Annotated in this window: 26 protein-coding genes and 1 pseudogene; 6 read left to right on the top strand and 21 right to left on the bottom strand. The window is 62.9% G+C overall.

The genetic code is table 11. The features are described from left to right. Window positions 1–198: 198 nt before the first annotated feature. From ACTJJN_RS10995 to ACTJJN_RS10965, 7 genes are all read right to left on the bottom strand, one after another. Window positions 199–1851 carry a fatty acid--CoA ligase gene (locus tag ACTJJN_RS10995; RefSeq protein ID WP_155295214.1) on the bottom strand — a complete coding sequence of 551 codons (1653 nt, stop codon included), beginning with the start codon at window positions 1849–1851 and terminating at the stop codon, window positions 199–201. Next, window positions 1851–3629 carry an acyl-CoA dehydrogenase C-terminal domain-containing protein gene (locus ACTJJN_RS10990; RefSeq protein WP_440781255.1) on the bottom strand — a complete coding sequence of 593 codons (1779 nt, stop codon included), beginning with the start codon at window positions 3627–3629 and terminating at the stop codon, window positions 1851–1853. The genes ACTJJN_RS10995 and ACTJJN_RS10990 overlap by 1 nt, the downstream gene beginning before the upstream one ends. Further along, a complete protein-coding gene (locus ACTJJN_RS10985; protein WP_121783573.1) occupies window positions 3622–6087 on the bottom strand; it encodes an efflux RND transporter permease subunit in 2466 nt (821 codons plus the stop codon). Before ACTJJN_RS10985 ends, ACTJJN_RS10990 begins: the two co-directional genes overlap by 8 nt. A gap of 15 nt (window positions 6088–6102) precedes the next feature. Next, window positions 6103–7098, bottom strand: coding sequence for a WD40/YVTN/BNR-like repeat-containing protein (locus tag ACTJJN_RS10980; RefSeq protein ID WP_440781254.1), 996 nt, complete (start codon window positions 7096–7098; stop codon window positions 6103–6105). Window positions 7099–7119: 21 nt separating this feature from the next. Beyond that, window positions 7120–8478, bottom strand: coding sequence for a DUF1329 domain-containing protein (locus ACTJJN_RS10975; protein ID WP_161774459.1), 1359 nt, complete (start codon window positions 8476–8478; stop codon window positions 7120–7122). 38 nt (window positions 8479–8516) lie between these two features. Continuing rightward, complete coding sequence (locus tag ACTJJN_RS10970) at window positions 8517–10472, bottom strand: DUF1302 domain-containing protein (RefSeq protein WP_440781253.1); 1956 nt, start codon at window positions 10470–10472, stop codon at window positions 8517–8519. Window positions 10473–10549: 77 nt separating this feature from the next. Continuing rightward, window positions 10550–11125, bottom strand: a complete 576-nt coding sequence (locus tag ACTJJN_RS10965; protein ID WP_012052445.1) for an RBBP9/YdeN family alpha/beta hydrolase — start codon at window positions 11123–11125, stop codon at window positions 10550–10552. A gap of 247 nt (window positions 11126–11372) precedes the next feature. Between ACTJJN_RS10965 and ACTJJN_RS10960 the strand changes: the two genes are divergently transcribed. Next, window positions 11373–12404: an AraC family transcriptional regulator gene (locus ACTJJN_RS10960; protein ID WP_012052446.1), complete on the top strand. Its 1032-nt coding sequence runs from the start codon at window positions 11373–11375 to the stop codon at window positions 12402–12404. Here the strand turns inward: ACTJJN_RS10960 and ACTJJN_RS10955 are convergent. The 6 genes from ACTJJN_RS10955 to ACTJJN_RS10930 form a co-directional block, all read right to left on the bottom strand. Further along, window positions 12367–12699: a Rieske (2Fe-2S) protein gene (locus ACTJJN_RS10955; RefSeq protein WP_012052447.1), complete on the bottom strand. Its 333-nt coding sequence runs from the start codon at window positions 12697–12699 to the stop codon at window positions 12367–12369. The two genes, ACTJJN_RS10960 and ACTJJN_RS10955, sit on opposite strands and share 38 nt — an antisense overlap. Then, window positions 12696–13349, bottom strand: a complete 654-nt coding sequence (locus ACTJJN_RS10950; protein WP_440781252.1) for a DsbA family protein — start codon at window positions 13347–13349, stop codon at window positions 12696–12698. Before ACTJJN_RS10950 ends, ACTJJN_RS10955 begins: the two co-directional genes overlap by 4 nt. A gap of 4 nt (window positions 13350–13353) precedes the next feature. Then, window positions 13354–14634 carry an MFS transporter gene (locus ACTJJN_RS10945; RefSeq protein ID WP_440781251.1) on the bottom strand — a complete coding sequence of 427 codons (1281 nt, stop codon included), beginning with the start codon at window positions 14632–14634 and terminating at the stop codon, window positions 13354–13356. 127 nt (window positions 14635–14761) lie between these two features. Next, window positions 14762–15814 carry a 3-keto-5-aminohexanoate cleavage protein gene (locus ACTJJN_RS10940; RefSeq protein WP_088512149.1) on the bottom strand — a complete coding sequence of 351 codons (1053 nt, stop codon included), beginning with the start codon at window positions 15812–15814 and terminating at the stop codon, window positions 14762–14764. A 54-nt stretch (window positions 15815–15868) separates the two neighbouring features. Continuing rightward, complete coding sequence (locus tag ACTJJN_RS10935) at window positions 15869–16717, bottom strand: TauD/TfdA dioxygenase family protein (protein ID WP_012052451.1); 849 nt, start codon at window positions 16715–16717, stop codon at window positions 15869–15871. Between the two features lie 13 nt (window positions 16718–16730). Beyond that, on the bottom strand, window positions 16731–17711 hold the full coding sequence (locus tag ACTJJN_RS10930; protein WP_121783581.1) for a quinone oxidoreductase family protein: 981 nt from the start codon (window positions 17709–17711) through the stop codon (window positions 16731–16733). Window positions 17712–17939: 228 nt separating this feature from the next. On the opposite strand from ACTJJN_RS10930, the gene ACTJJN_RS10925 reads away from it, so the two are divergent. Further along, window positions 17940–18146 carry a hypothetical protein gene (locus ACTJJN_RS10925; RefSeq protein ID WP_003248274.1) on the top strand — a complete coding sequence of 69 codons (207 nt, stop codon included), beginning with the start codon at window positions 17940–17942 and terminating at the stop codon, window positions 18144–18146. 42 nt (window positions 18147–18188) lie between these two features. Here ACTJJN_RS10925 and ACTJJN_RS10920 read toward each other — a convergent pair whose 3' ends face one another. Then, window positions 18189–18548, bottom strand: a complete 360-nt coding sequence (locus ACTJJN_RS10920; protein ID WP_012052453.1) for a hypothetical protein — start codon at window positions 18546–18548, stop codon at window positions 18189–18191. A gap of 167 nt (window positions 18549–18715) precedes the next feature. On the opposite strand from ACTJJN_RS10920, the gene ACTJJN_RS10915 reads away from it, so the two are divergent. Beyond that, on the top strand, window positions 18716–18916 hold the full coding sequence (locus ACTJJN_RS10915; protein WP_003248269.1) for a hypothetical protein: 201 nt from the start codon (window positions 18716–18718) through the stop codon (window positions 18914–18916). A gap of 223 nt (window positions 18917–19139) precedes the next feature. Here ACTJJN_RS10915 and ACTJJN_RS10910 read toward each other — a convergent pair whose 3' ends face one another. The 3 genes from ACTJJN_RS10910 to ACTJJN_RS10900 form a co-directional block, all read right to left on the bottom strand. Beyond that, window positions 19140–19448 (bottom strand): hypothetical protein, encoded by a 309-nt coding sequence (locus tag ACTJJN_RS10910; RefSeq protein WP_003248263.1) that lies wholly within the window; start codon window positions 19446–19448, stop codon window positions 19140–19142. A 199-nt stretch (window positions 19449–19647) separates the two neighbouring features. After that, window positions 19648–20016 carry a hypothetical protein gene (locus ACTJJN_RS10905; protein ID WP_440781250.1) on the bottom strand — a complete coding sequence of 123 codons (369 nt, stop codon included), beginning with the start codon at window positions 20014–20016 and terminating at the stop codon, window positions 19648–19650. A 403-nt stretch (window positions 20017–20419) separates the two neighbouring features. Beyond that, window positions 20420–20707 (bottom strand): hypothetical protein, encoded by a 288-nt coding sequence (locus ACTJJN_RS10900; protein ID WP_012052457.1) that lies wholly within the window; start codon window positions 20705–20707, stop codon window positions 20420–20422. A gap of 217 nt (window positions 20708–20924) precedes the next feature. Between ACTJJN_RS10900 and ACTJJN_RS10895 the strand changes: the two genes are divergently transcribed. The 3 genes from ACTJJN_RS10895 (at window position 20925) to ACTJJN_RS10885 (ending at window position 22793) form a co-directional block, all read left to right on the top strand. Beyond that, window positions 20925–21452 (top strand): DUF3455 domain-containing protein, encoded by a 528-nt coding sequence (locus ACTJJN_RS10895; protein WP_440781249.1) that lies wholly within the window; start codon window positions 20925–20927, stop codon window positions 21450–21452. Between the two features lie 103 nt (window positions 21453–21555). Beyond that, window positions 21556–22104 carry a sigma-70 family RNA polymerase sigma factor gene (locus tag ACTJJN_RS10890; protein ID WP_440781248.1) on the top strand — a complete coding sequence of 183 codons (549 nt, stop codon included), beginning with the start codon at window positions 21556–21558 and terminating at the stop codon, window positions 22102–22104. Next, complete coding sequence (locus tag ACTJJN_RS10885; RefSeq protein ID WP_239607737.1) at window positions 22101–22793, top strand: anti-sigma factor; 693 nt, start codon at window positions 22101–22103, stop codon at window positions 22791–22793. The genes ACTJJN_RS10890 and ACTJJN_RS10885 overlap by 4 nt, the downstream gene beginning before the upstream one ends. A gap of 53 nt (window positions 22794–22846) precedes the next feature. On the opposite strand, the gene ACTJJN_RS10880 is transcribed toward ACTJJN_RS10885, so the two are convergent. From ACTJJN_RS10880 to aroE, 4 genes and pseudogenes are all read right to left on the bottom strand, one after another. Then, on the bottom strand, window positions 22847–23104 hold the full coding sequence (locus ACTJJN_RS10880; RefSeq protein WP_003248248.1) for a hypothetical protein: 258 nt from the start codon (window positions 23102–23104) through the stop codon (window positions 22847–22849). Between the two features lie 391 nt (window positions 23105–23495). Next, window positions 23496–24893 carry an MFS transporter gene (locus tag ACTJJN_RS10875; RefSeq protein WP_440781247.1) on the bottom strand — a complete coding sequence of 466 codons (1398 nt, stop codon included), beginning with the start codon at window positions 24891–24893 and terminating at the stop codon, window positions 23496–23498. Between the two features lie 121 nt (window positions 24894–25014). Next, window positions 25015–25452, bottom strand: a complete 438-nt coding sequence (gene aroQ, locus ACTJJN_RS10870) for a type II 3-dehydroquinate dehydratase (protein ID WP_003248245.1) — start codon at window positions 25450–25452, stop codon at window positions 25015–25017. Window positions 25453–25456: 4 nt separating this feature from the next. Continuing rightward, window positions 25457–25576, bottom strand: a pseudogene (gene aroE / locus ACTJJN_RS10865) (shikimate dehydrogenase); the annotation flags it as partial.

Below are 25576 nucleotides of genomic sequence, written 5' to 3'. Positions count from 1 at the left end.
TCTTTAACTGGACAGTACAAACCACACTACTGATCCGTGTATATGCCGTGGCCGCTTTTACCTAACTTTACGTCGGTGAACTTAAGTCAACCGCCATTCCCTTGTTTGGCGGGGTTTTGGGGCTGCTGAACGCGCGGGCAAAGACCCCGCCAGCAACAAGATGGGGCGCAAGGCGCCCCCAAGCATCGCAAGCCACCTCTATATTGCAGTCTGGCGAATGCGTTTCTTGTCGATCTTGCCGACACTGGTCTTGGGCATCTCGTCCACACACCGCACCTGCCGCGGTACGGCCCATTTGGCCAGGTGCCCGCTGTCAACATACGGCTGCAGGTGCCTGGCCAATGCCGACTGGTCCAACTGCACACCGTCATGACAGACCACCAGAGCCAAAGGTTGTTCCCCCCACTGTGGATCAGGAATACCGATCACCGCGACCGAGGCGACGGACGGGTGCTGGCTGATCAGGTTTTCCAGCGCCACCGAACTGATCCACTCGCCACCGGTCTTGATCACATCCTTGATGCGATCGCGGATGCGCACCACGCCCAGCGAGTCGATACAGGCCAGGTCACCGGTGTGCATCCAGCCACCCAGCCACAGCGCCGCGCCTTGCTCCGGTTCGTGCAGGTAACCCTGGCTCAGCCAAGGCGCGCGCACCACGATTTCGCCCAGGCTTGCGCCATCGTGCGGTACTTCCCTGCCCTCGCTATCGACGATACGCAGGTCCACCAAGGCAATCGGCACACCGGCATCGATGCGCAGCGGCAGTTGCTGCGCCATGGGCTGTGCCAGCAAGTCGGTGCTCAGGTGGGTGATGCTGAGCAGCGGGCAGCTTTCCGACATGCCGTAACCACAGTGCACACTAATGCCGCGCCCGCTGGCACGCTGGGCCAGGCTCAGCGTCAGGGCGCTGCCACCCAGCAGCATCTTCCAGCCGGTCAGGTCGGTGCAGCGCCCTTGCTCGCTGTCGAGCATCATTTGCAGCACCGTCGGTACGCAATGGGAGAACGTCACCCCCTCGTCATGGAACAGGCGCACCAGGCGGTTGGGCTCGTAGCGCCCGGGGTAGACCTGCTTGATGCCCAGCGCCGTGGCCACATAGGGCACGCCCCAGGCATGCACGTGGAACATGGGCGTGATCGGCATGTACACATCGCCGGTGCGCAGCAACGGTACCTCCCCACACGCGGCCAAGGTGCCCTGCTCGACCAGGGTATGCAGCACCAGTTGCCGGTGGCTGAAGTACACCCCCTTGGGGTTGCCGGTGGTACCGCTGGTGTAGAACAGTGTGGCCAGCGAGTTTTCGTCGAAGTCGGCAAACTCGAACTGTGGCGCTGCAGCCGCCAGCATGGCTTCGTATTCGCCCAGCAAAGGCACAGTCTGCGCGGCGGCAGCGCCGTCGCTGAGGCGGATGATGCCCTCGACGGTCGGCAGGTCGCCACGCAGCTGCTGTATCAATGGCAGGAAGTCGTCATGCACCAGTACCCACCGATCCTCGGCGTGGTTCATGGTGTAGCGCACCTGCTCGCTGGACAGCCGCACGTTCACCGTATGCAAGACCGCGCCCAGCATTGGTACGGCAAAGAAACATTCCAGTGCCCGGTGGCTGTCCCAGTCGAGCAATGCCACCGTGTCGCCAGGCTTGACCCCGGCCGTGGTCAACACGTTGGCCAGCCGTTGGATGCGTTCCAGCAACGTGGTGTAGGTGTAGCGCAGCTTGTCGGCGTAGACGATTTCCTGGTTGGGCTGGTAGCGCACACCCGACAGCAGCAGGCGCTTGATCAGCAGCGGATAGGCATAGGCCTGCTCGGCCCGGGGCATGACGCGAGTGGTGAGCATGTTGGCGGCCATCACAGTTGCACGGCCTCGAGCAGGTACAGGCTATCGCTGCCGGCCCTGACACTGGCGCTGAGCGAGTGGATGCGTGGTAGCAGGCGTGCAAAGTAGAAGCGCGCGGTACCGAGCTTGCTCAGGTGGAACGGCTCAGGTGCCGCCTGGCCCTGGCACACCACGGCCATGCGCGCCCACAGGTAGGCGTAGAAGGTGTAGCCAAACACGTGCAGATACTCCACCGCCGCCGCACCAAGCTCGCGTGGGTTGCCTTGGCTGCGGTCGAGCAGCCACGCACTCAGTTCGTCAAGGTTGTGCACGGCCGCCAGCAGTGGCGCACTGAACTCGGCGTGCGCCACTGGCAGCGCCTGGGCAAAGCTGACGATTTCGTCAGACAGGCCACGGTAGGCCTTGCCGCCATCACCAAATAGCTTGCGCCCTACCAGGTCGAGCGCCTGGATGCCATTGGTGCCTTCGTAGATCTGGGTAATGCGGCAGTCACGAATCAACTGCTCCTGGCCCCACTCGCGGATATAGCCGTGGCCACCCAGCACCTGCTGGCCGTGCAGGGTAGTCTCCAGTCCCATGTCGGTGAGGAAGGCTTTGGCTACCGGCGTAAGCAACGCCACCTTGGCCTCGGCATTGGCGCGTTTAGCCGGGTCGTCGCTGTATTTGGCCAGGTCCAACTGCAACGCCACATAGGTGGAAAATGCCCGCCCACCTTCGTTCAGCGCTTTCATGGTCAGCAGCATGCGGCGTACATCCGGGTGGACGATGATCGGGTCGGCATACTGCGACGGCGCTTCGACACCCGACGGCGCGCGGCCTTGAAGACGATCACGGGCATAAGCGATGGCCCCTTGATAAGACCGCTCGCCCAGCGCCAGCCCCTGGATACCCACGCCCAGGCGCTCGTAGTTCATCATGGTGAACATGGCATTGAGGCCCTTGTTCGGCTCGCCGACCAGGTAGCCGATGGCGCCGTCGAAGTTCATCACGCAGGTGGCCGAGGCCTTGATGCCCATCTTGTGCTCGATCGCGCCGCAGCTCACTGCGTTGGCCTCGCCAAGCACGCCGTCGGCGTCGACCAGCACCTTGGGCACCAGGAACAGCGAGATGCCTTTGGGGCCGGCCGGGGCATCCGGTAACCGCGCCAGCACCAGGTGGATGATGTTCTCGGTCAGGTCCTGCTCGCCGCCAGTGATGAAGACCTTGGTGCCGCTGATGCGGTAGCCGCCGTCGGCGAGGGGTTGTGCCCGGGTGCGAATCAGGCCCAGGTCGGTGCCGGCGTGGGGCTCGGTCAGGCACATCGAACCGGCCCAACGCCCTTGGTACATGGGTGGCAGGTACAGCGCCTGCAAAGCCTCACTGGCATGGTTGAGCAGTGCCAGGCAGGCCCCGGCGGTCAGCATCGGGTACAGGCCAAACGACAGGTTGGCGGCATTGAGCATCTCTTCGAGTTGGGCGCCGATCACCTTCGGCATGCCCATGCCGCCGTAGGCCGGGTCGCCGGCCACACCGACCCAGCCGTCAGCGGCAAATGCCCGGTAGGCATCGGCGAAGCCGTCGGGCGTGCATACCTGGCCAGCCTCCCAGCGGCAGCCCTGCTCGTCACCACTGCGGTTGAGCGGCGCCACTCGCTCGGCAATCAGCTTGCCGGCCTGCTCGAGTATGGCCCGGGCAGTGTCACCATCGACCACCTCGGCCAGTTCGGGCGTTTGCGCCCACCAGGTCGGGATGTCGAACACTTCGTTGAACAGAAAATCCATGTCGCGCAGTGGCGCAAGGTAATCAGACATGAGGCGAGCACTCGGTTGCTTGGGTTTGCGAAAGCGCCGGCGCCTGGGCATCGGCAGCTGCCGGGGCGCCCTGGCCGCGCAGGAGGAAGTGCGACAACGCGGGTATCAGCACCAGCGCGCCGAGCATGTTCCACAGGAACATGAAGGTCAGCAGCAGGCCCATGTCGGCCTGGAACTTGATTGGCGACCAGGCCCAGCCGGCTACGCCAGCGGCCAAGGTGATACCGACCAGCCCCACCACCCGACCGGTGAAGGCCAGGGCTTTCTGGTAGGCGTGAGCCAGGCTCAGGCCGGCGCGCTGGTAGTGCAACTGCACGCTGAGCAGGTACAGCGCGTAGTCCACGCCAATGCCCACCCCCAGGGCGATCACCGGCAAGGTGGCGACCTTGACGCCGATGCCCATGGCCACCATCAACGCCTCGCACAGTACCGAGGTAAGCATCAGCGGCAGGATTGCCACCAGCGTCGCTCGCCAGCTGCGGAAGGTGACCAGGCAGAACAGGGTCACCGCCAGGTACACCAGCAACAGCATGCGGTGGTTGGCCTCGCGCACCACCTCGTTGGTGGCGGCCTCGATGCCGGCGCTGCCGGCGGCCAGCAGGAATTGGTGGTCAGCATTGCTGTTGGCCTGGGCGAAACGCTCAGCCGCTACAGCCACCTGGGCCAGCGTGTCGGCGCGGTGGTCCTTGAGGTAGGCGATCACCGGCATCAGCGAACAGTCGTTGTTGAACAGCTCCGGGGCGTTGACCGAGGCTTGCTGGGCGGCGTAGTTGAGCACGTCCTGGTTGCGCTGCAGGCTGTTCAGGCGCGCGTTGCCTTCGTAGGTACCCGCAGTGATCTGGCGCACCGCGTTTGCCAGCGACACGGTGGTCTGCACACCCGGCAGTTGCTGCAGCTCCCAGGCCAGGCGGTCGGCGAGGGTCAATGTCTGGTATTGCAGGCAGCCTTCGGGGGCCGTCTTGACCATGACCGCGAAGGTATCGCTGGACAGTGCGTAATGCTGGGTGATGTAAGCGTTGTCGAGGTTGTAGCGCGAGTCCGCACGCAGCTCGGGGGCGCCACTGTCGAGGTCACCGATTTTCAGCTGGAGGCTACCCCAGGTGCCAAGGGCGGCCAGCACCAGGGCAGCCAGCAATGCAGCGCTGGCCCACTTGCGTTCGGTGAATCGGTCAAGCAGGGCCCACAGCCGGCCGAAGCCACGGTGCTGATCCGCGCGGGCATCGATACGTAGCGCTCGCTCGGCCGCCTTGCGGCCCACACCGACATAGGACAGTGCCACCGGCATCAACAGCAACGAGGTAAAAATCAGCACCGCCACACCAATGCTGGCGGTGATTGCCAGGTCCTGGATCACCGGAATATCGATCAGCATCAGCACCGCAAAGCCCACGGCATCGGCCAGCAGTGCGGTGACCCCGGCCACGAACAGGCGGCGGAAGGTATAGCGGGCGGCAATCTGCCGGTGCGTACCGCGGCCTATGTCCTGAAGGATGCCGTTCATCTTCTGCGCCGCGTGCGACACGCCGATGGCAAAGATCAGGAACGGCACCAGGATCGAATACGGGTCGATGGCATAGCCCAGCCAGGCAACGATACCCAGCTGCCATACCACCGCAGTCAGCGAGCACACCACCACCAGCAAGGTGCTGCGTACACAGCGGGTATAGCAGTAGATGATCACCAGGCTGGTCAGCACAGCCAGCGCAAAGAACGCCATCACCTGGATCAGGCCGTCGATCAGGTCGCCCATCAGCTTGGCGAAGCCGATCACATGAATGCGGTACTGGCCGCTGGCCTGGTACTGACTGCGCAACTGTTCGAGCTTTTGCGAAAAGGCATGGTAGTCCAGGCCTTTGCCGGTGGCTGAGTCCTGGTCCAGCAGCGGCACCACCAGCATGCTCGACTTGAAGTCGCGCGCTACCAGGCTGCCGACGATGTTGGCACGCTCGATGTTCTGCCTTAGCTGTTCGATATCACCGGCTGCGCCTTGATACCCGTCAGGCATGACCGGGCCGCCCTGGAAACCCTCCTCGGTTACCTCGGTCCATCGCACCGCCGGGCTCCACAAGGACTTCACCCATGCCCGGTCCACGCCTTGGCTGAGGAACAGTTCGTCGTTGATATGGCGCAGCGTCTGCAGGTAACCCGGGTCGAAGATATCGCCGTGGGTGTTCTCTACCACCACCCGTACCGCATTGCCCAATCCGCGCAGCGAAGCGCGGTTTTCCAGGTAGTTCTGTATGTAGGGGTGGCTCTGCGGCAGCATTTTGTCAAAGCTGGGGCGCAGCTCCAGGCGCGTCGCCGCCATGAAGCCCAGCACCAACGTTGCCAGCAGCATGCACAGCAGAAATGGCCAGCGATGGTTGAACACCAGGCGTTCGAGGCAATTGCCCGAGCGTGGGTCGAAATCGGCGAGGTTGCGGATTACCGGAAGCGTATCTTGGCGGGTAGCGGCCATCAGGGTCTTCTCTTGTCAGGGGTGCAGCGTGGGGTTACCGGCCAGGTTGCGCGTGCCCCGCTCGCCCACCAGCACCAGGCCGTTACCGGTATCGCTGACGAGTGCGGTGACTGGGCTGCGGGGGCTGTGGGGTACCGGGCTGAAGCTGGCGCCGTCATCGCGGCTGAGCAGCAGGTCACCGGCCTGGCTGGCAAGCCAGAATTGCCCGTCACGGTCGATACCGGCGGCGGTGAGGCTGGCGTTGATCCCGGTGTCGATCAGTTGCCACTGCTGGCCGCCATCGGTACTGCGGTAGGCGTGGCCGCGCAGGCCATATATCAGCAGCACGCCGGGCTTGCCGACAGCACCGAACAGGGTGCCGGCGTAGGGTGTGCCAACGCGAGCGAAGCGCTTGCCGTCCCACTTCAGCAACAGGCCCTGCTCGCCCGTGATGAACAACTCGTCGCCCACCGCGGCCAGGCTGGTCAGGTGCAGGCCTTGCGGGTTATCGCTGTGGTCGAGCCACGGCTGCCAGTGCTTGCCGCCATCCGTGGTGCGAAGCAGCAGGTTGAACACCCCCACCGCGTAGCCCGTGCGGGCATCGCCGAACCACACGTCGAGCAAGGCATTGTCGGTGTCCGCGCCTGGCAGCTGTTCGGCCAGTACCCGGCCGTCCAGCTGTTTTTGCCAGTGCATGCCACCGTCACGGCTGTGCAGGACCACGCCGTCGTGGCCCACCGCCCAGCCCAGTTCGGGCGTGGCGAAGCTCACCGCATTCAGGTCGGCGCTGACCGGCACCTGGGCTTGCTGCCAGTGCCCGCCGTGGTCATCGGAATACAGAATGTGCCCGCGCGGGCCGACCGCGACCAGGCGCTGCCCGGCCAAGGTCACATCACGCAGGGCGCTGCTGCTGGCAAGGGCGCTGGGCATGGCGGGCACATCCAGCACATCGGTGAATGGCGTTGCCTGGGCCGCGCCATGCAGCGCAGCCAGGGTCAGCATCACCACGCTGCATCGTTTGAAGACAGACATTGGAACCTCTGCTCCGTGCGTTCAGCGAATGCCGTTGCCGGCCAGCGACTCGGGCGACCATTGGGTTTTCGACAACGGGTCGATGTAACGGATGCCGCCGTAGGCACCGACCACGCCGTTGAGGTTGTAGGTGCCGCCGATGAGGTCGTAGATCATGAACGGCGTGGCGTCCGGGGTCTGCTTGTCATAGCTCTGGGTGAGGAAGGCGAACGAACCCCGGTACAGCTGGCCACGGGCGTCGTACTGGTCCGAGGCCAACGCGATCCAGCTGTCCTCATCGAGGTAGAAGCGGCGCTTGTGGTAGATGTGACGCGCGCCGTCCTTGAGCTTGCCTTCCACCACCCACACGCGGTGTTTTTCCCAACGTACAAACTGCGGCGCCAGGTGGTTGGGGGTGATCAACTGCTTGACATCGGTGTTGTAGGTCAGCTGGTAGGTGTTGTAAGGCACATACATCTCCTGCTTGCCGACCAGGGTCCAGTCGTAGCGGTCCAGCGCGCCGTTGAAGACGAACACGTCATCGTAAGTGCCAGAGCCGGAGGTGCCCGGGTTGGGCGTGTCGTAGGCCAGGTTAGGTGCCAGCTTGACCCGGCGCTGGCCCGGCAGGTACTGCCAGGCGCTGCGCGGCTGCACCAGCGGGTTGGCAGCGTCGCGCAGCATCATTGCTTCACCGGCACGGCGTGCGGGCCCGGTGTACACCAGTTTCATCTGGTAATAGGTGTCCTTGGCGCCGATCGGCTTGGTCATGTCCTCGTAGATCGGGTAACTGATGTGCGCCTGGCCGGTGGTCGACAATGACGGTTTGCCGGCAGCATCGACGTTCCAGGAGTCGTACTTGGCGGTCATGCTCACGCCCTGGTAGCGCAGCAGGAAGTTCCACATGGCCTCGGCGCCGTTCTGCGGAATGGGGAACGGAATGCCCGGCAGCACGTTGTCCACGGCAGTGCCGCCCTCCTGGCTTCTGGCGCCGGTGGCGTTCTTGCGGGTGTTGTCCAGCACCGCCTGCGGCAGCGCAACGCTGCGGTGCGTCGGGTACACGTCAACGTGGTAGCTGGGGTAGCGCTTGAGCAGTTCGAGGGTAGTGGCGGTCAGTTGCCCCTTGTATTGATCGGCATTCCTGCCATCGATGACCAGCAACGGCTTCTCGCTGGCAAACGGGTCGGGTCGCATGCTGGCGCCGCTCTGATAGCTGGCCGGCGGGGTAAGCAGGCCGCCTTGGTAGGCCGGGATGGAGCCGTCGGCATTGCCGGCCTTTTCGGCGCCGAGGGTGGTCAGGTTGGTGCCCAGGTGTGCAGCCTGGTCAGGGGAAACGGCAGCCTGGGCGGCGTTGAGCGCGGCCAGCGACAGGCACGAGGCCAGCAGGGTACGTACGAAGGTCATGATGGTTGTCTTCCTGTGTAGGCGGTAGGAAACAGGACTCAGAAGGTCGTCTTGACGGTCAGGTACAGCGCGCCACGGTCTTCGGTGGTGGCGCCACCGCCGGAGAAGGAGGCGTAGCCGCCGCCGTAGCAGGTGTAATCCTGTTCGCCGTCCAGGGCATTGGGGGTGCTGCCGTCGGTCTGGCCGTCCTTGCAGGCCTTGGTCTCACCGAAGCTGTCGACGTACTTGAGGTCGACGAAGTACTGGTTGTAGATCGCAGCGCTCAAGCCCACCGCGTAATTGCCGGTGTTTTCGGCGCCGCCGCCTTGCACCGGCGATACACCGTCCAGGCCGACGTTGACCGACAACGGCATGCTCAAGTCCATGCCCGGCAACACCTGGTACCAGGTGGGGGTGAAGTTGACGGCGATACCCCAGTTGTCGCGGGTCGCCTTGTCGATGCCGCGGTAGCTGCCCTTGCCTTTGTACAAAGCCTCGTTGTGGCCATCGAGCTTGAGCAGGTTGCTGTAGAACAGCTCACCCAGCAGGGTTGCCGAGTCGAACAGCGGCGTGTCACCCATCGTCATCAGGCCGTTGACGGTGAAATGCAGGGTGTCGCCAGTGGCGCTCAGGCTGTCACCATCCTTGGGCACGTCGTAGACCACCCCGCTGCTGGGCAGGCGCGACGGCAGTAAACCGAAGCCACCACCCAGGCCACCTTGGCCGGGGGCACTGACGATTGCCGGGATACTCGCCAGCGGCATGTTGTGGCGGATGTTGAGGTCGCTGCCGACGCTGATGCCGGCCACATCCTTGGACAGGCTCAGGCCATAGATGTCGATGTCGTCGGCATAGGCAAACTGGTAAGTGGTGCTTTGCAGCGAGTTGTACAGGTTACCGACCGCCCCTTGGCGGCTGCCCGGCGGGTTGCCGAAAGGGCCACTGGCCACGGTCATCCCGCGCGCATCGAGCCAGGCCTGGGGCAGAATCTCGGACGTCTTGCGGTAGTAGAAACCGAGGGTGCCGCCCAGCCATTGCGGCGACCACCTGGCCATGATGCCCCAGTCGCCGCTCTTGCCGGGTGTCAGGTCATGACCGCGACGGAGGGTGGTCAGCGCTCCGCGCACCGGGATCAAGCCCGGGGTGCCGGTGTGGCCGAGCAGGAAGCTCTGCGCGCCCTCGCCTACCACATCGGCGCCGCCATAGTAGGTACCCGCTTCGGGCAAGCGGGCAGCATCCCAGTCGAAGAAGTACTGGGCCCCGAGGGTGAGTTCGGAGTTGACCAGGAACGAGGTCGACAGCTGGTTGCGAGGGACGAACAGCTCCTTGGCCTCGGTGCCTGGCGAGGCCGCCAGCTTGGCCAGGTCCAGGCCGGACTGGCCATAGCTCAGCGAATGCACGGGGTTGAGCAAGGTTTCCCCCCAGAACAGGTTGTGCTGGCCCAGCTTGGCGCTGACCTGCGACGCTTCGCCCACGTCACGGCTCATGAATACGAACGCATCCAGCACTTCGCCTGATGGGCCGCTGTAGTATCGCTGGGCGTAGTTGCTCAGGTGCGGGCTGCCCAGGGGTATGCCAGTACCCGGCAGGCCATTGAGGCTGGGGCTGATGCCCGACTGATCACCGTTGCCATTGACGAACGGGTTGCTGTTGGAACCGGTGTTGTCGTAGGCCTTGTCGTACCAGCTGGCAGTGCTGACGCGAAAACCGGTGTTGCCCTGATACACCACATCCAGCTCGGTCAGCAGGTCGACCCGGTTGGTGATGTTGGTGCCGGCTTTGCGGAAGTTGTAGTCACCGTCGTTGCTGTTGGGCGTGCCCAGCATGCGCTTGTCGGCGCTTTCCGTGCGCACGCCATAATTGTATTTGACGGTATTGTCCAAGCGCACGGCCCAGTCTTCATTGCCGGTCTGGACTTCGACGGCCTGGGCGGCGGGCAGCGTGAGCAGGGCGACGGCGCAGGCGAGCAGGCAGCGCTGTGGCTTCACGGCAGGGTGAATGCGGTGTTCTGGCATTACGATGGCTCCACGTATTGTTATTGTTTTTTACGCCGCCCGTCTGTTGCGGGCGTGGCTGGGGCGTCCATGCGTTACTACAGGGTTTCGGCGTCCAGACGGCGGATCAGGGCCTCGGCCAACGGCCAAGGGCCGAAACCGGAAGCCGGGTTGAGATGGCCGACGGCACCCAGGTTGACCAGTTCACTGCCCCAACGGTGGGCAAGTTCGCTAACGGCGGCGTAGCTGGCCAGGTGGTCATTGCTGCTGGCCGCGACAATGCTCGGGAACGGCAGCGCCGTGGTTGGCAACGGCGACCAGCCCTGAGCAGCCAGGCTGGCTGGGCTTGGGTAGTGCGCCGGCCATTGGGCGTTGAGGTCTGGCGGTGCAGCCAGCAAAGCCCCCTTGATCGGCCACCCGTAACGTGCGGCCCAGTGGGCGACCATCAGTACGCCGGCACTGTGCGCCACCAGCAGCACCTGGCCGTCGATCTGCTCCAGTTCGCGCTGGATCGCCTCTACCCGGGCGTTGCAGCAAAGGCCGTCAACCTTCAGCGGCGGTACGCTGCGCACCTTCGTCAGGCGGCTGGCAAGCAGCGTCTGCCAATGATCGGCAACGTGGTCGCGCAGGCCAGGGACGATCAACACGGTGGCAGTGGTTTGCAGTTTTTCCACGGTGAACCTCGTGTGCGGTGTAGCTGTTGAGGTTCACAGTAAACAGCCCTCCCCCCGGGTGCTTCACATTGGGCGTCAGGTACTTTTCATTTGATGACAATGGCTCGAACAGGGCTTTGCTTTTCAATTGATGACACGCAGGCTATAAAACCCGTGCACCTGCAAGCCAAGTGCTTTTTGTAGCAACAGCCTTGTGCTGCTGCCTGAAAGCGCCAGGTTGCCTGAACAATAGGGATAACAATAAAAAATGCCTGCCCTCGTCCGCGCCGCCAGCTTGACCAACTACCTGGAGGTGTCTCGCCACCTGGGTCTGAACCCCCACAAACTGCTGGCACAGGTGGGCCTCAGCGCGGCGTTGCTTAACGACCCCAACCGGCGTATCCCGGTGGCCAGCGTGATCAACCTGCTGGAAGCTTCCGCCAGCGCCAGCCAATGCGAGAGCTTCGGCTTGCGCATGGCCGAACTGCGCCAGTTGTCGGACTTCGGCGAAATCAGCCTGCTGCTCAGCCACCAACGCAACCTGCGCGATGCGCTGCAGGTGATCGTGCAGTACCGCCATCTGCTCAATGACGCGCTGGCCATTCATATCGAAGAAGCTGGCAAGACCGTGGTCATTCGCGAAGAGGTGATCAGCGAGCGCGCGCCCTGTAGCCGCCAGGCCACCGAGCTGGCTATCGGCGTGATGATGCGCTTGTGCGCGGCGCTGCTAGGCACGCACTGGCACCCGATCAGCGCCAATTTCACCCATGCGGCCCCCGCCGACCCCGCCATTCACCGGCGCATTTTCGGCTGCACGCTGGTGTTTGGCAGCGAGTTCAACGGCATCGTCTGCCCTGCCGCCGACCTCGACAGTGCCAGCCCGCAAGCCAACGAAGCCATGGCCCGCCTGGCGCGGCGCTACCTGGACACGCTGCCAGCAGGCAGCGAACCATCGCTGGAGCTGGAGTTGCGCAAGACCATCTACCTGCTGCTGCCCATGGGGCGGGCCACCCTCGAGCAAGTGGCGCAAACCCAGGGCATGAACGTACGCACGCTGCAGCGGCGGCTGGAGGAAAGCGGGTTGACCTTCAAGGACCTGATCAACAGCGTGCGACGTGACCTGGTGATGCGCTACCTGGAGAACCCCAGCTATTCGCTGGGTCGCATTGCCGATATGCTCGGCTACTCGATGCCCAGTTCGTTCACCCGCTGGTTCATCGCCCAGTACGGCATGCCGCCGGCCAGCTGGCGGGCAAGCAGTGTCAGCCCTGCTCCCCAAACCCGTCACTATCGAGGGTGATGAATACCGCATCACCCTCCTGCTGCACCGGGTAGCAGGTAACTTTCAACGCCTTGGAATTGACCAGGTAGCCGCTGGCCAGGTCGAAGCGCAGGCCGTGGGCACAGCACTGGATCACCCGCCCTTCCAGGCGCCCACCACACAGCGACGCCCCTTGGTGCGGGCAGCTATCGTCGATGGCATAGAGCGCACCGGCGACATTGAACAACGCTACGCTGCGGCCCTCGCAAGCCAGCAGCACCCGGCCATTGCGCTCCGGCAGTTGGCTGGGGTTCAGGGCGATACGCAGGCTCATGCCTGCACCCCCTCTGACAAGGCGTCGGTCATCGCCGCAAACAGCGCCTCGGCTGGCCGCACCCCGGCAATCAGAGGGCCCAGGTTGAAGCGATAACGTGGCACGGCACTGCCTGCACGCCCTGCACCGTCGAGGAACGGGCTGCCATCATCACGCAGACAATCGATTACCTGCGCGGCCTTTAGCCCGCAACTCTCGGCGATGCCGAGCAACGTGCGGCTATCACCGAGGTCGCGGCCTTGGTGGAAATAGGCAATGAACAGCCGCTCCAGCAACGCTTGCTGTCGCGACGCGCCAAGCAGACTGCCGGCCCGCTGCATCAACCGGTGGGCGTTGCCGGTGTTTGGCATGCGGCAGATGCGCGAGAAGTCGATGTCCTCGCCCACCACACGGGCAGCGGCGCGCACCTGAGCCTGGCGCTCGCGCACTGCCTGCTCGCTGCCCAGGCGTTGAAGGTAGAACTGCTTGAAGGGTACCCCATTGGCTGGCAACCCCGGCAGAAACTGCACGCCCTGCCTGTGAACCTGCACTTGCACGTGTGGCTGCTCACGCTGCAACAGCAACAGCGCAGCTTGCAAGTGCCGCTGGCCAATCAGGCACCAGGGGCAGACGAAATCGAAGAACACTTCGACGGACAATTGCTGTTTCACGGTTTCAACTCCTGCAGCGCAGACGATTCATGTCGCGGTGGTAGTGACGTTTGGCAACCCAGAACACAGCCGCCGCTGCAATGCTTATCAGTGGCACCCACTGCAGCGCCGCCTGAAGCCCGATCAGGTCAGACACCCGACCGGTGATCAGCGGCCCGGTGGCCAGGCCCAGCAGGTTGTTGGCCAAGGTCAGGGTGGCGAATGCCGTGCCATGCACAGCGGCGTGGGTCAGGTTGGCGACCATGGCACTGGACGGGCCATTGGTGCCGGCGGCGATCATCATGCCCAGGCAGATCAGCACCAGTTGTGCGGTACCGGCAGGCAACGCAAAGGCTATGCTCAGCAGCGCGCAACTGCCCAGGCAATAGCCGATGGCCAGGCTGATCTTGCGGTCCGGGCGCTGCCGCCCAAGGCGATCGCAGAGCATGGCGCAGAGAATCATGCCGATACCACTGCACAGCACGATGACGGCGGCGATCGCCCCCGCGCGGTCGGTGCCCATGGCGTAATAGCGGTTCAGGTAACTGGGCATCCACACGATCAGGGTGCCGCCGACAAACAACTGCAGGCCACTGCCGACATAGGCGGCGATGACCGAACGGCTGCTATACAGGGTGCGCAGCGGGTGGCTGGCCTTGTCCAGCGCCTGCTGCGCGCACTTGGGCGCAATGCGCCCCTCTTTGACGATGAGGGGGTAGAGCATCGCCAGCACCAGGCCGAACAATGCCATGCCGGCAAATGCCCAGCGCCAGCCCAGGTGCTGAGCCAACACCCCGCCCAAGGCCATGCCCAGCACCGAGCCGAACATGCCGCCCGCCATGAACGCCCCGGCCAGCGTCGACCGCATGTCGCGGGGGAATACCGCGACCACCACGGCAATGCCGACACTGCCATAGGCGGCCTCGCCGACCCCGACCAGAAAGCGCGCAATGAACATTTGCGGGTAGTTTTCCGCCAGGGCACAGCCGAGCGTGGCCAGGCTCCACAGCACGGCCATCAGCACCAGGCTGCGTACCCTGCCGAAACGGTCGGCCAGCAGCGACAACGGGAAGGTCAGCAGGCCGACCATCAGCGCGACGATGCCGCTGAGCAAGCCCAACTGGCTGTCGGTCAATGCCCATTCACCCTTGAGCAGCGGAAACACCGCATTGAGCACCTGGCGCGACATGTAGTCGGAGATCAACAGGCCGAAGGTCAAGGCGAAGACGACCCAGGCATAGCGCCGGGGGATGCTGTTGGCAGTGTCGGTGCCGGAGTCTTCGGCGCTGACGAGATAGGTGGCCATGTTGCCTCCTTGGGTGTGAAGCGTGGGTGTTGTTTTTGTTGTTATGGGTAACCGCCAGAACTCACGTTGCTTTTTGTGGCCTCTTCGCAGGTATGCCCGCGAAGAGACCGGGCCTGCCATAACCGCCTCAAGTGCGCTGCGGCACGCCCTTCTCACCCGCCTGGCGGTTCGGCGCCATGCCATTGGCTTTCAGCGTCTGCTCGATGCTGTCGTACTGCTGCCCGATGCGGTAAATGGCGCGGGCCTCCTTGCCGCTGGCAATCTCGCGCCCCAGCTCATGGGCCACGCGCACGGTCTGCTGGATCTGCTGCACCGAGGTAAAGCGTTTGCCGTGCTGGTCGATGAGGGTGTCTTCATTGCCGCAGCGCGGGTGCAGGCCCATGGCCAGCGCCATGGTGTTGAACGGCAGCACGTTCTTGAGCAACGATTCGGCAGTCAGGGTGCAGCCGTCCGGCGCGCGGTGGATGAAGTTGAAGAAGTTGAACGGGTTGGGGCCGTCGAAACCGCCGCCAATGCCGATCCAGGTCAAATTCAGCGGCCCCATGTAGTCACCCCGGCGCACGATGCGTTCGAGGGTTTCCAGGGCATGCATGCCGGTCAGCTGGAAATGCGGCTGGATATGGCTGGCCTGCAGGCGACGCAAGTGCTCGCGGACCCAGGCCGGGCCGGCCGGCACGGTCATTTCGCTGTAGGCAGCATGGATTGCGGGGCTGGCCAGCGAGGTGCCTTCAAGGTACTCGGGGTACAGCAACTCCATGATGTTCATCTGCGTGGTGTTGATGGCCACGGTCACCTGGTCGGGCCGCGGCGTCAGCTCGGCAAGCATGTGCCGGGTGTCATCCGACAGCCATTTGGCCGCCTCGCCTTCACCTTCCGGGGCGAAGGAAATCGAACCGCCAACTTGAATGATCATCTCCGGCACAGCTTCACGTACCCCGGCGATCAGCTCGTTGAACTTGGACAGGCGCTTGGAGCCTTTGCCGTCCAGCTCACGCACATGCAAGTGCAGCACGGTGGCACCTGCCTCGTAGCAGTCGACGGCCTTCTGCACCTGCTCGTCCATGGTCAGCGGAATGTCTTCAGGGAAGTCTTCGGGCATCCACTCCGGGCCATAAGGGGCGACGGTGATGACCACCTTTTCCATGTTTTCCGGGTGCAACGAATCGTCGAAGAATTGCATGCTGTAGTCCTCGCTATTGTTATTGTGCGGTTACCGCCAGGGACGGCGGCAGGCTTAGAACGTGCGGCTGCCCTTGATCCCGGCACGCTCCATCTTGCGATGGCATGGCGGGTAGTCCATGACGGCGTAGTGCTGGGTGCTGCGGTTGTCCCAAATCGCCACGCTGTTGGGCTTCCAGCGCCAACGCACCTGGTATTCGGGCAGGTAGGCCTGGCTAATCAGGTAACGCAGCAGGTCGCCGGCGCCCGGGTTTGCATCCTGGCCGAAACGCACCCGCTGCGGGGTGTGGTAGTTGCTGAAGTGGGTGGTGAAGGCGTTGACGAACAGCACCTGCTCCCCCGTTTCCGGGTGGGTACGTACGACCGGGTGCTCGGCATCGGGGAACTGCGCCTTGAGTGCCAGCCGTTTGTCCAGCGGCATTGCAGCGCCGAAGCTGGCCTCGATGCTGTGGCGGGCGCGCAGGTCTTCGATTCTGGCCTTTACATCGTTTGGCAGGTTCTCATAAGCCAGCACCATGTTCGCCCACAGGGTATCGCCGCCTACCGGCGGGCATTCCACACAGCGCAGCACACACCCCATGGGCGGAGCCTCACGCCAGGTGGCATCGGTGTGCCAGGCATTTTCATAGCGGTCGTTGGGCTGGTCCGGGCGCTTGTAGATCTGCACCAGCCCCGGGTGCTCCGGGTCGCTCCCGGCCACCGGATGATCCTCCAGCTCGCCGAAGCGGCGGGCGAAGGCCACGTGCTCGGCACGGCTGAAGTGCTGGTCGCGCAGGAACAGCACACGGTGCTGGAGCAACTGCTGGCGCAACTGGGCGAACAGTTCGTCATCGTGAATCGCATCGGCCAGGTTGACGCCACTCACCTCGGCACCAATCGCGCAGGTCAGTTGTTCAATGTGCATGCTGTTGCCCTCTTCAGATGACGAAGATCGACGAGCCCGTGGTTTTGCGGGCTTCCAGGTCACGGTGGGCCTGTACCGCGTCCTGCAGGGCGTAGTGCTGATTGATTTCGATACGAATGCGCCCGCTGCTGACGTGGTCGAACAATTCGCCGGCCAGGTCAGCCTTTTCTGCCGGATCGGCGATGAAGTCGGCCAGTGCCGGGCGGGTAAGCTGCAGCGAACCCTTGATTGCCAGCAACTGCGGGTCGAACGGCGGGATGGTGCCCGACGCCGTGCCGACGCAAACCATCAGCCCGCGGCGCTTGAGCGAATCGAGCGAGCCGGTGAAGGTGGTCTTGCCGACACTGTCGAACACGACGTTCACCCCTACCCCGTCGGTCAGTTCGCGCACGCGGCTGGCGACGTCTTCGACGCTGTAGTTGATGATGTGGTTGCAGCCATGGGCGCGGGCTACCTCGGCCTTGGCCTCGGTGGATACTGTGCCGATCACGTTCAGCCCAAGCAGCCGCGCCCACTGCGCGATAATCAGGCCCACCCCGCCAGCAGCCGCATGCAGAAGCACGCTGTCACCAGGTTTGAAGTCATACAGCCGGCGTAACAGGTAGGCCGAGGTCAGGCCACGCATGGTCATGGCGGCAGCAGTCTCGAAGGCAATGGTTTCCGGCAGCTTGATCAGCGCCGCAGCGGGGATCAGGCGCTCGGTGCAATAGGCACCCAAGGTATTGAGGAAACCGGTATAGGTGACCCGGTCACCGACCACCACCTGGGTCACGCCTTCGCCCACCGCCTCCACCACCCCGGCAGCTTCAACGCCGATGCCATTGGGCAGCGCGATTGGGTAAGTGCCGTTGCGAAAGTAGGTGTCGGCATAGTTCAGGCCCACCGCCACCTGGCGCAAACGAACCTGCCCGGGGCCGGGCTCGCCAACCTCGGCGTCCTCGTAGCGCAATACCTCGGGGCCACCGGTCTGATGGAAACGTACCACTTTGGACATGCTTGTCTCTCCAATCATCGATCTGGACGTCAGGCGTCAGTGTTGGGTGATTGGACTGTATGCCCTTGGCTTGCGGGGTGCTTCGCATCGGACGACAGCGGGTTTTCATTTGATGACAGCAGGTGTCGACGCACCGGTGTTCGGACCAGCGCCTTAATTCATGAGGCTGCTTGATGGTTACCTCTTGCGAGACTAATACTTAAATCTCTGCCTGGGGAGGCACGAAAAATGCAACCAAGATTCGTTATCGTTCCCGCTGTGCCGATCGAAAAGGAATCGTTCCGCGTTGGCAGCCGCTACTACGCCGCTACCGTGTGTGGAGGGTTCGACATTTATGACAATCAGGCAAAGGAGCGGCTCAAGCCGAGCTATCCGAGCCGCACGGAGGCGCAGGTGAAATGCGAGCATTTGAACAAGCGGGATGAGTTGGGGTAACTGCAGGAGATCGGGGCGGCTCAACCCGCTCGGGGCACGGGTTCAATCCAGGCATTGCTTGGCAGCCTGGCGTAATTTGTCGCCAGACAGAAAGCTGCCCTTGTAGAAGGTCGCGCGGCTGCCCTCGTGAGCGTCAACCACATCAAGCACATCGTCGCTTGCCACGGCGCTTGGCGCCGTGAGCCGGTAGCCATGGGCTATCGACTTCTGCGTGGCCTGTGGGGCCAGCGCTTGCCATTTTGGCAGGACACAGGCGGCGTACTGCTGCGGCGATTTTTGGGTCAGTTTGCTGGCAGTGGGTTTGCCGGGGGTTGCGCAACCGGCGAGGCTGGCAACCAACACAGTGGCGATAAAAATACGAATGTCAGGCATTTGCAATCGACCGTTATGGATACGCTGCATTCTAACGGGCGTGACGCCGCGTTACTAATCAACCAAAGTCTTGCTGCAGGACGACGCCCAAGCGGGATCCGTGCAGCGCACCTGATATTTCTGCCAGTAGCCGGGGCACGCCGCAACAGTGAAACTCCCGAGGGACATCACACCACGACTCGGCAGGGCTTCATACCATGCAAACGAACGCCAACCACACTCAGTTCTTCTATCAGAACGGCAAACTCGTCACCCTTAAAACCGGTGAACAGGGCCATAGTATCTTTCGCTCGCCGGACGTCCCCCTTGCCGAGCGACAATCAGACGACACCGACGCCATCGGATTGCTGGCAACTGACGACAAAGGTTCGGTGCTGCAGGTACAGGAGAAAAGCTAAAGCCCTGAGGATACTCCGGCGCCATTGCGAGCCAAACCCGGGGTCAGGGCTTGGCTCCCCTGTACAATACGATGGCTGCTATATCCAGGACCAACACACTGCCGACAACCAGGAACATGATGTACAGATCTTCAGAGAGCATTGCAGTGTCCCCCAGATGCGCCGGTTTCAAAGGGGTATGCAATTACTGATCCCGTCAGCGCATCCGCTAGCGAACTGCGACTCAGCTGAACTTTAACTTGACCACTTTGCTCAGCGCCCAGCCACTGAAGACATAGAACGCATCCAGGTAGAAGCGCCCTGCGTAGTTGGGCAACGGCGTTTGATTCAACAGCACATCCGGCTCGGGCGCAGGAGGAAACAGTGCATAAAAGCCGTTGGGCAGCACTGCCAGTGCCAGCAGCAACAGGTAAGTCGAGGCTTGTAGCAGGGTGGCACGATTACTGGATCTGGCGGACCACTTCAGCCCGTAGTAGGCAACCAGGCCGGCAACAGGCAAAACCCAGAAATGCGTCGGCATCCCAATGAACATTTCGGCGACTACGCTTCTTGCTTCCACCTGCGACTCTCCATCCAAATACAACGATTATTACGGGCGGGGCCGGCAAATGCAAAGCAACGCTGCTCAGGCCATACCGGCTCCACCCGCCCTTTTTGAACGTTGCCGGGCAGGCGATCGGCAGACAAAAAGCCCGCTCTCGACGGCGGGCTATTGGTGTGGGGTTGGATGATTACGCTTTTGAACACATCAGTGCAGCATCCAGCAACCTGCCATGGTCGTACCAGGCATCACGTTGATAGGCCGTGAAGTGGCGCTCGCTTCCCGTGCCCCGCAACACTACAAGACCTTCTGCCTTGTCGGGGTCAGTGCTTTCGACGAAAAGCCTGACCGCGTTATCACCCTCGACTTCATAGGTTTTCACATTCCCTTGTAGCTCGCCTTTGACGCAGCCCAGATAGGCGGGTGGGCTTTTCACGGTAGTGCCAGCGGTATAATCGTGGCTGTCACGCACATCCGGGTTTTGTGCGCAGCCTGCGACGAACAACGAGGCTGCCCCGATTACCAGTATTGCACCTGCTCGCGAACTTGAGTTTTTCACGCGACACGCTCCTGCAGCCCCCTCGAAAACTGGGAAATGTTGCCAAGCAGCCTGCCCTTTTTTGGTTTTTGTCCTGCCCATGTTACTGCTCAACGACAACAGGGCATCAGGTTTGTTTGCTATATAGGGTTCGGGGCGTTTTCCTCACACCCTGCGTTAGCCCCGATTACGCGTAAGGCCTGACCCATAACCGGGGTCAGGGAATGGCATTGAGAAACACATAAGTCGCCGCCAGATCCAGTACCAGCACAGCAACCACGCTGAAAATCATGTAATAGCGGTCATCCTGAGTCATCTCTGCGTACTCCGCATGATCAATGTCTCAGGGGTCACAGCAATTCTCGTTCCAGCGCCCAGGTGCAGCCCGCTGACACCGCGCCAGCCAAACAGCGCAATCGCGCAGTCAGTCCTTGATCTGGCATACGCCATTGGCTTTGTTCTTACCGGTATACGAGACGTCAGGCGAGCCGTCCGGGTTGATCGACAACGATACCGTTACCCCGCCACCTTTGGCCTCGAAATAGTTGTCATTGAATTTTTTCAGCGTAGCTTCCTTGCCATTGATATAGACAGGCCCACCTTTATCGGCATGGACCTCGATATTGCCGGGGCATGTTGCGTTCAACAGCGGAATACCGGCGTGGGCAGCGCCCGATGCGGCGAGCAACAGGCCCAGTAACAAACGCTTCATTTGCAGTGTCCTCGTGGGGTTGTCGGGGGTGCGCGCGTTAAAGCAGTCCTGCGATAGCAAAGAGGCTCATCGCGCGTTCGAGAGGGTAGGCAAGCACATGCAGGCTCATCTCGCTACGCATTTTTTTTCATTCAGTGCATCCAGTCCGCCCGTTGGCGGGTATTGCTAGTGGGCGGCCTTTGACTGCCCAGCCCAATGACTTTCAGGAGCACTGCCCATGAACTTCAAATACTCCGCCTGCCTGCTCGCCTGCAGCCTCGCCCTTGCGCTGCAGCCCGCCCACGCCCAGACCACGCTGCCAGAAGCGGTCAAAGTCCCTGATGGCCATCGCGTCCTGCTCGAAACCGTCGGCGTCGGCGAGATCACCTACGAGTGCCGCGACAAGGCCAACACCCCCGGTCAGACCGAATGGACTTTCGTCGGCCCCAAGGCAGTGCTCAATGACCGTGGCGGTAAACAGGTGGGCGACTACTTTGGCCCACCCGCTACCTGGCAGGCCAAGGATGGCTCGAAAGTCACCGGCACCCAGCTGGCAGTGGCACCGGCGGACAAAGGCGCCATACCCTATCAACTGGTCAAGGCCAACCCGGCCGAAGGCAAAGGCGCCATGCAAGGTGTCAGCTATATCCAGCGCCTGGCCACCCGCGGCGGTGTGGCGCCGTCAGTCGATTGCACGGCGCAGAACAAAGGTGACAGGCAGGTCGTCCAGTACCAGGCTGACTATGTGTTCTGGACAGCCAAGTGACACGCACCTGACCCAACGCCCTGCGAGTGATGATCTACGCTCGATGGCAAGCCCCCCGGCTGGATGGCCGGGGTACTTGCCTTACACAAGGAAGCCACACACGTTGAACTCGCCGGCCACTCCCTTCGACTTCCACCGCTGCCTGTTAGCCTGTGCACAGGGTGACCGGCGGGCCCTGCAGGCGCTCTACGATCACGAAAGCGCGCGCCTGCTGGGCGTTGCCCGGCGTATCGCACGTGACGACGCCACCGCAGAAGACATCGTCCACGATGCGATCATCCGCATCTGGACCCGCGCTGCCAGCTACGACCCGGCGCGCGGCTCGGCTCGAGGCTGGATCTACAGCATTACCCGCCACCTGGCGCTGAACTCGATACGCGATACCCGCCGTGAAACTGTACTGACTGATGCCGACACCGAAACTGCGTCAACATTGCACGGGAGGGTTGATGACCTTGACCTCTGGTCCGGCTCAGCAAAGATTTACCGCTGCCTTGAACAACTGCAGCCCGCACCGCAACGCTGCATCCTGCACGCCTACGTGGACGGCTGCAGCCACGCCGAGATAGCCGGTTTATTGGGCGCGCCACTGGGCACTGTCAAGGCCTGGATCAAACGCAGCCTCAAAGCGCTACGGGAGTGCCTGGAATGAAGCCCGATTCTGCCGAAGAACTGGACAGCCTCGCCGGGGAATATGTGCTGGGGACCTTGTCGCCGGAGCAATATGCCGCGGCGGCCGAACGCCTGCGTACCGACCCCGCGCTTCGCGCCGCCGTGGATGCCTGGGAGGCCCGGCTGCTGGAGCTGACCGCGCTGTCTACCCCGCAGCCACCGAGCCCCCGCCTGTGGCGCCGCATCCAGCGCAGCCTCGATGAGCTACCCGCACCGCGCACGCAGGCTCGCTGGTGGCAACGCCTCGGCCTGTGGCAAGGGCTCAGCGCCGCAGGGCTGGCTGCAAGCCTGCTGCTGGCGTTTACCTTGCTGACCACGTCCCCCTCTACCACGCAATACCTGGTGGTGCTGGTGGCGCCGAACAGCCAGGCCCCCGGCTGGGTGGTGCAGGCCAGCGACAGCCACATGATCGACCTGCTGCCGCTGGGCCGGGACACGGTCCCCGACGGCATGGCCTTGCAGTTCTGGACCAAGGGCGAGCAATGGCGTGCTCCGGTTTCGCTTGGCCTGGTCAAACCGGGCGAACCCTATCGAGTTCCGCTGGAAAGTTTGCCACCCTTGGAGGCCAATCAACTGTTCGAGCTGACGCTGGAGAAAGCCGGTGGCTCGCCGACCGGTCTGCCGACAGGACCGGTGAAGTTCATTGGTCGCGCGGTGAAAGTGATATGACACGAAAGGGCCGCAGAAAATGACTGCGGCCTTCGCAAGGCTGGAAGCCAGGGTCAGCCGCGGATCACCTCAAGGCGATCCCGCCCAGCCTCTGTGATGGCGTTCTCCCCTTCATCGCTGATGCGATAACGTCCTGACACCATTTTGGTAATTGAGAAACGGACCAGCCCGCTTTGGGACAAGGCTTGGCCTGCTTCGAAGCGCATTGCCTGCTCCAGGTCGAAGATCTTGATCTCTCCGATTTTGTAGCGTGCAAACGCGACCAAGGCGTTATCCAGTTCTTGTTGACTGATCGTTGTAGCGACTTCCATTCGACCTCCCAGGTCATGAGAGCCCCGGTCCGTGGGGGGGTGAAGGCAACGAACCGGGTGGCTTGTTGAAGGCGGACCGTACTATGCAGTCACGGAAGTCGCTACTGGCTTTCCATCCATGCTGGATGGGTAGGCAGCACGACACCCACCACACCTACGGTCACTTCAGGCGCCGTCGCTGGCGGCGGAACGCTTACGGCCTTGATCTGCGTCGTCCTGTTCAGTGCCCGCTGCCCTTTACGCCCGTGCGCTTTGGGGCGAAAAGCTGCCGATCGTGAATGACCGCCATCGACCCGTTATCGGTTGTCCGTTCGCTGTAGGTCGTTCATGGCCTAAAGGAACCCGATTCCAACACCTGCCCCCTGAAGACGTGGCCGTGAACCCAACACAGCTAAGTACGCAACACCTGTTCACCAGCATTGGCAGGCAGGCGTACAGCATCAACCAACGCGGCGCAAGCAATCAGGCCGATACCGACAAGCGCCCAGCGGAAGTCGCCCACTGTCATCTCGCTTTCACCCCCCCGCAGCATCGTCGAGACCCTCAGCAGCAGGGCCGCAATCGCAACCCCGAGCGCCATCGCCAGTTGGAAGAACATGCTGAACAGCGTCGACGCCTGGCCCATCTGTGCTTTTGGCACCTCGGCAAACCCGATGGCGTTGTAGGTGGTGAACTGCATGGAACGAGACAGCCCGCCAATGAACAGCACCAGCGCCATCCAGTACCACGGCATGTCCTGCTGCAGGAGCAAGCACGCGAGAATGCAACCGACGCCGATCAAGCCATTGACCAGCAGCACTCGACGAAAGCCGTGGCGGCGCAGCAGCCCGGTGGTAAACGGTTTCATCGCGAGGTTGCCGACGAAGATCGCCAGCACCAGCAACCCTGCATCCACCGGCGAATAGCCGAAACCGATCTGCAGCAACAGCGGAATCAGGAACGGCAAGGCGCTGATCGACAGGCGGAACAACGTGCCGCCGATGATGCTGGCGCGGAACGTGGCGATGCCTAGGGTAGCCAGCGGTAGCAGTGGCGCCGGGTGACGCTGGCAATGGCGGATCGACAGCCAGGTCAGCAGAGCCCCCACGGCCACCAGTGTAGCGCCTGTGCCGAGGCTGCCGCCCGACAGCGAGCCGAGTATCTCCAGGCCCAGCAACCAGGTCGCGCAGGCCGAAGCGAGGAAGACGAAGCCGAGCCAATCGAAACGGCGCGCTTCACTGGCACGCGTATTGGGGACCAGCCACCACGCCGCTGCGATGGCCAGCAGGCCGAGCGGGATGTTCAGGTAGAAGATCCACGGCCACGACAGGTGGGTGACGATCAGCCCGCCAATCGGTGGGCCGAGCACCGGCGCCACCAACCCGGGCCAGGTGATCACCGCAAGCATCTTCACCAGGTCCTGCTTCTCGGTGGTGCGCAGCACCACCAGACGCCCGACCGGTACCATCAGCGCGCCACCGATGCCTTGCAGCACCCGTGCGGCGACGAAGGTTTCCAAGGTTTGTGCCAATCCGCACAGCCACGAGGCCAGGGTGAACAGGCCAATGGCCCCGGCGAACACCTGGCGTGCGCCGAAGCGGTCGGCGACCCAGCCGCTGAGCGGGATGAACACCGCCACCGCCAGCAGGTAGGCGCTGATGCCGATATTCAGGCTGACCGGGTTCTCGGCGAAGTCACGGGCCATCTGCGGCAGCGCGGTGGCGATGACGGTGGCGTCGAGGTTTTCCATGAAGAAGGTGACGGCGACCAGCAAGGCGATGCCGGTGTTGGGGACTGCGGGGGTGGCCAAGGGTTCAGTTCCTTCTGCAAAAGGAGAGTCTCGATTGTAGGAGCGGGTTTACCCGCGAACACCGGCGCAGCCGGTGCCATGCCCCGCGTCACCTGCTTCGCGGGTAAACCCGCTCCCCTGCTCAGACCATGCTCATCGCCGCACGCAGCGCCAGCAGGTAGGTTTCGACACCAAACCCGCAGATCTGCCCGCGCACCACCTCGGCAAATACCGAGTGATGGCGGAACGGCTCCCTGGCATGGATGTTGGACATGTGCACTTCTACCACCGGCACTTCGATAATGGCCAATGCATCACGAATGCCGTAGCTGTAATGCGTCCAGGCACCGGCATTGATCAGCACCGCATCCACCCGGTCCTCATAGGCCTGATGGATGCGTTCGCACAGGGCGCCCTCGAAGTTGCTCTGGAAGCTCACTACCTGCGCCCCCAGCTCTTCGCCCAGGGCTTGCAACGCCTGGTCGATGTCGGCCAGGGTCGCTGTGCCGTACTGGCGCGGGTCGCGCTTGCCGAACATGTTGTGGTTGATGCCATGCAGCATCAGTACATTGGCGACCATCGACCTACTCCAGGGGAATCGTCAGCTGATTGATCACGGCACGTGTGTCGGGCCGCACCCCGCGCCACCAGGCGAACGCCTCGGCGGCCTGCTCCACCAGCATGCCGACGCCATCGGCCAGGCG

This window comes from Pseudomonas sp. 22515, from assembly GCF_052044625.1.
Classification (GTDB): domain Bacteria; phylum Pseudomonadota; class Gammaproteobacteria; order Pseudomonadales; family Pseudomonadaceae; genus Aquipseudomonas; species Aquipseudomonas alloputida.
This window is presented reverse-complemented; position numbering and strand designations above follow the sequence as displayed.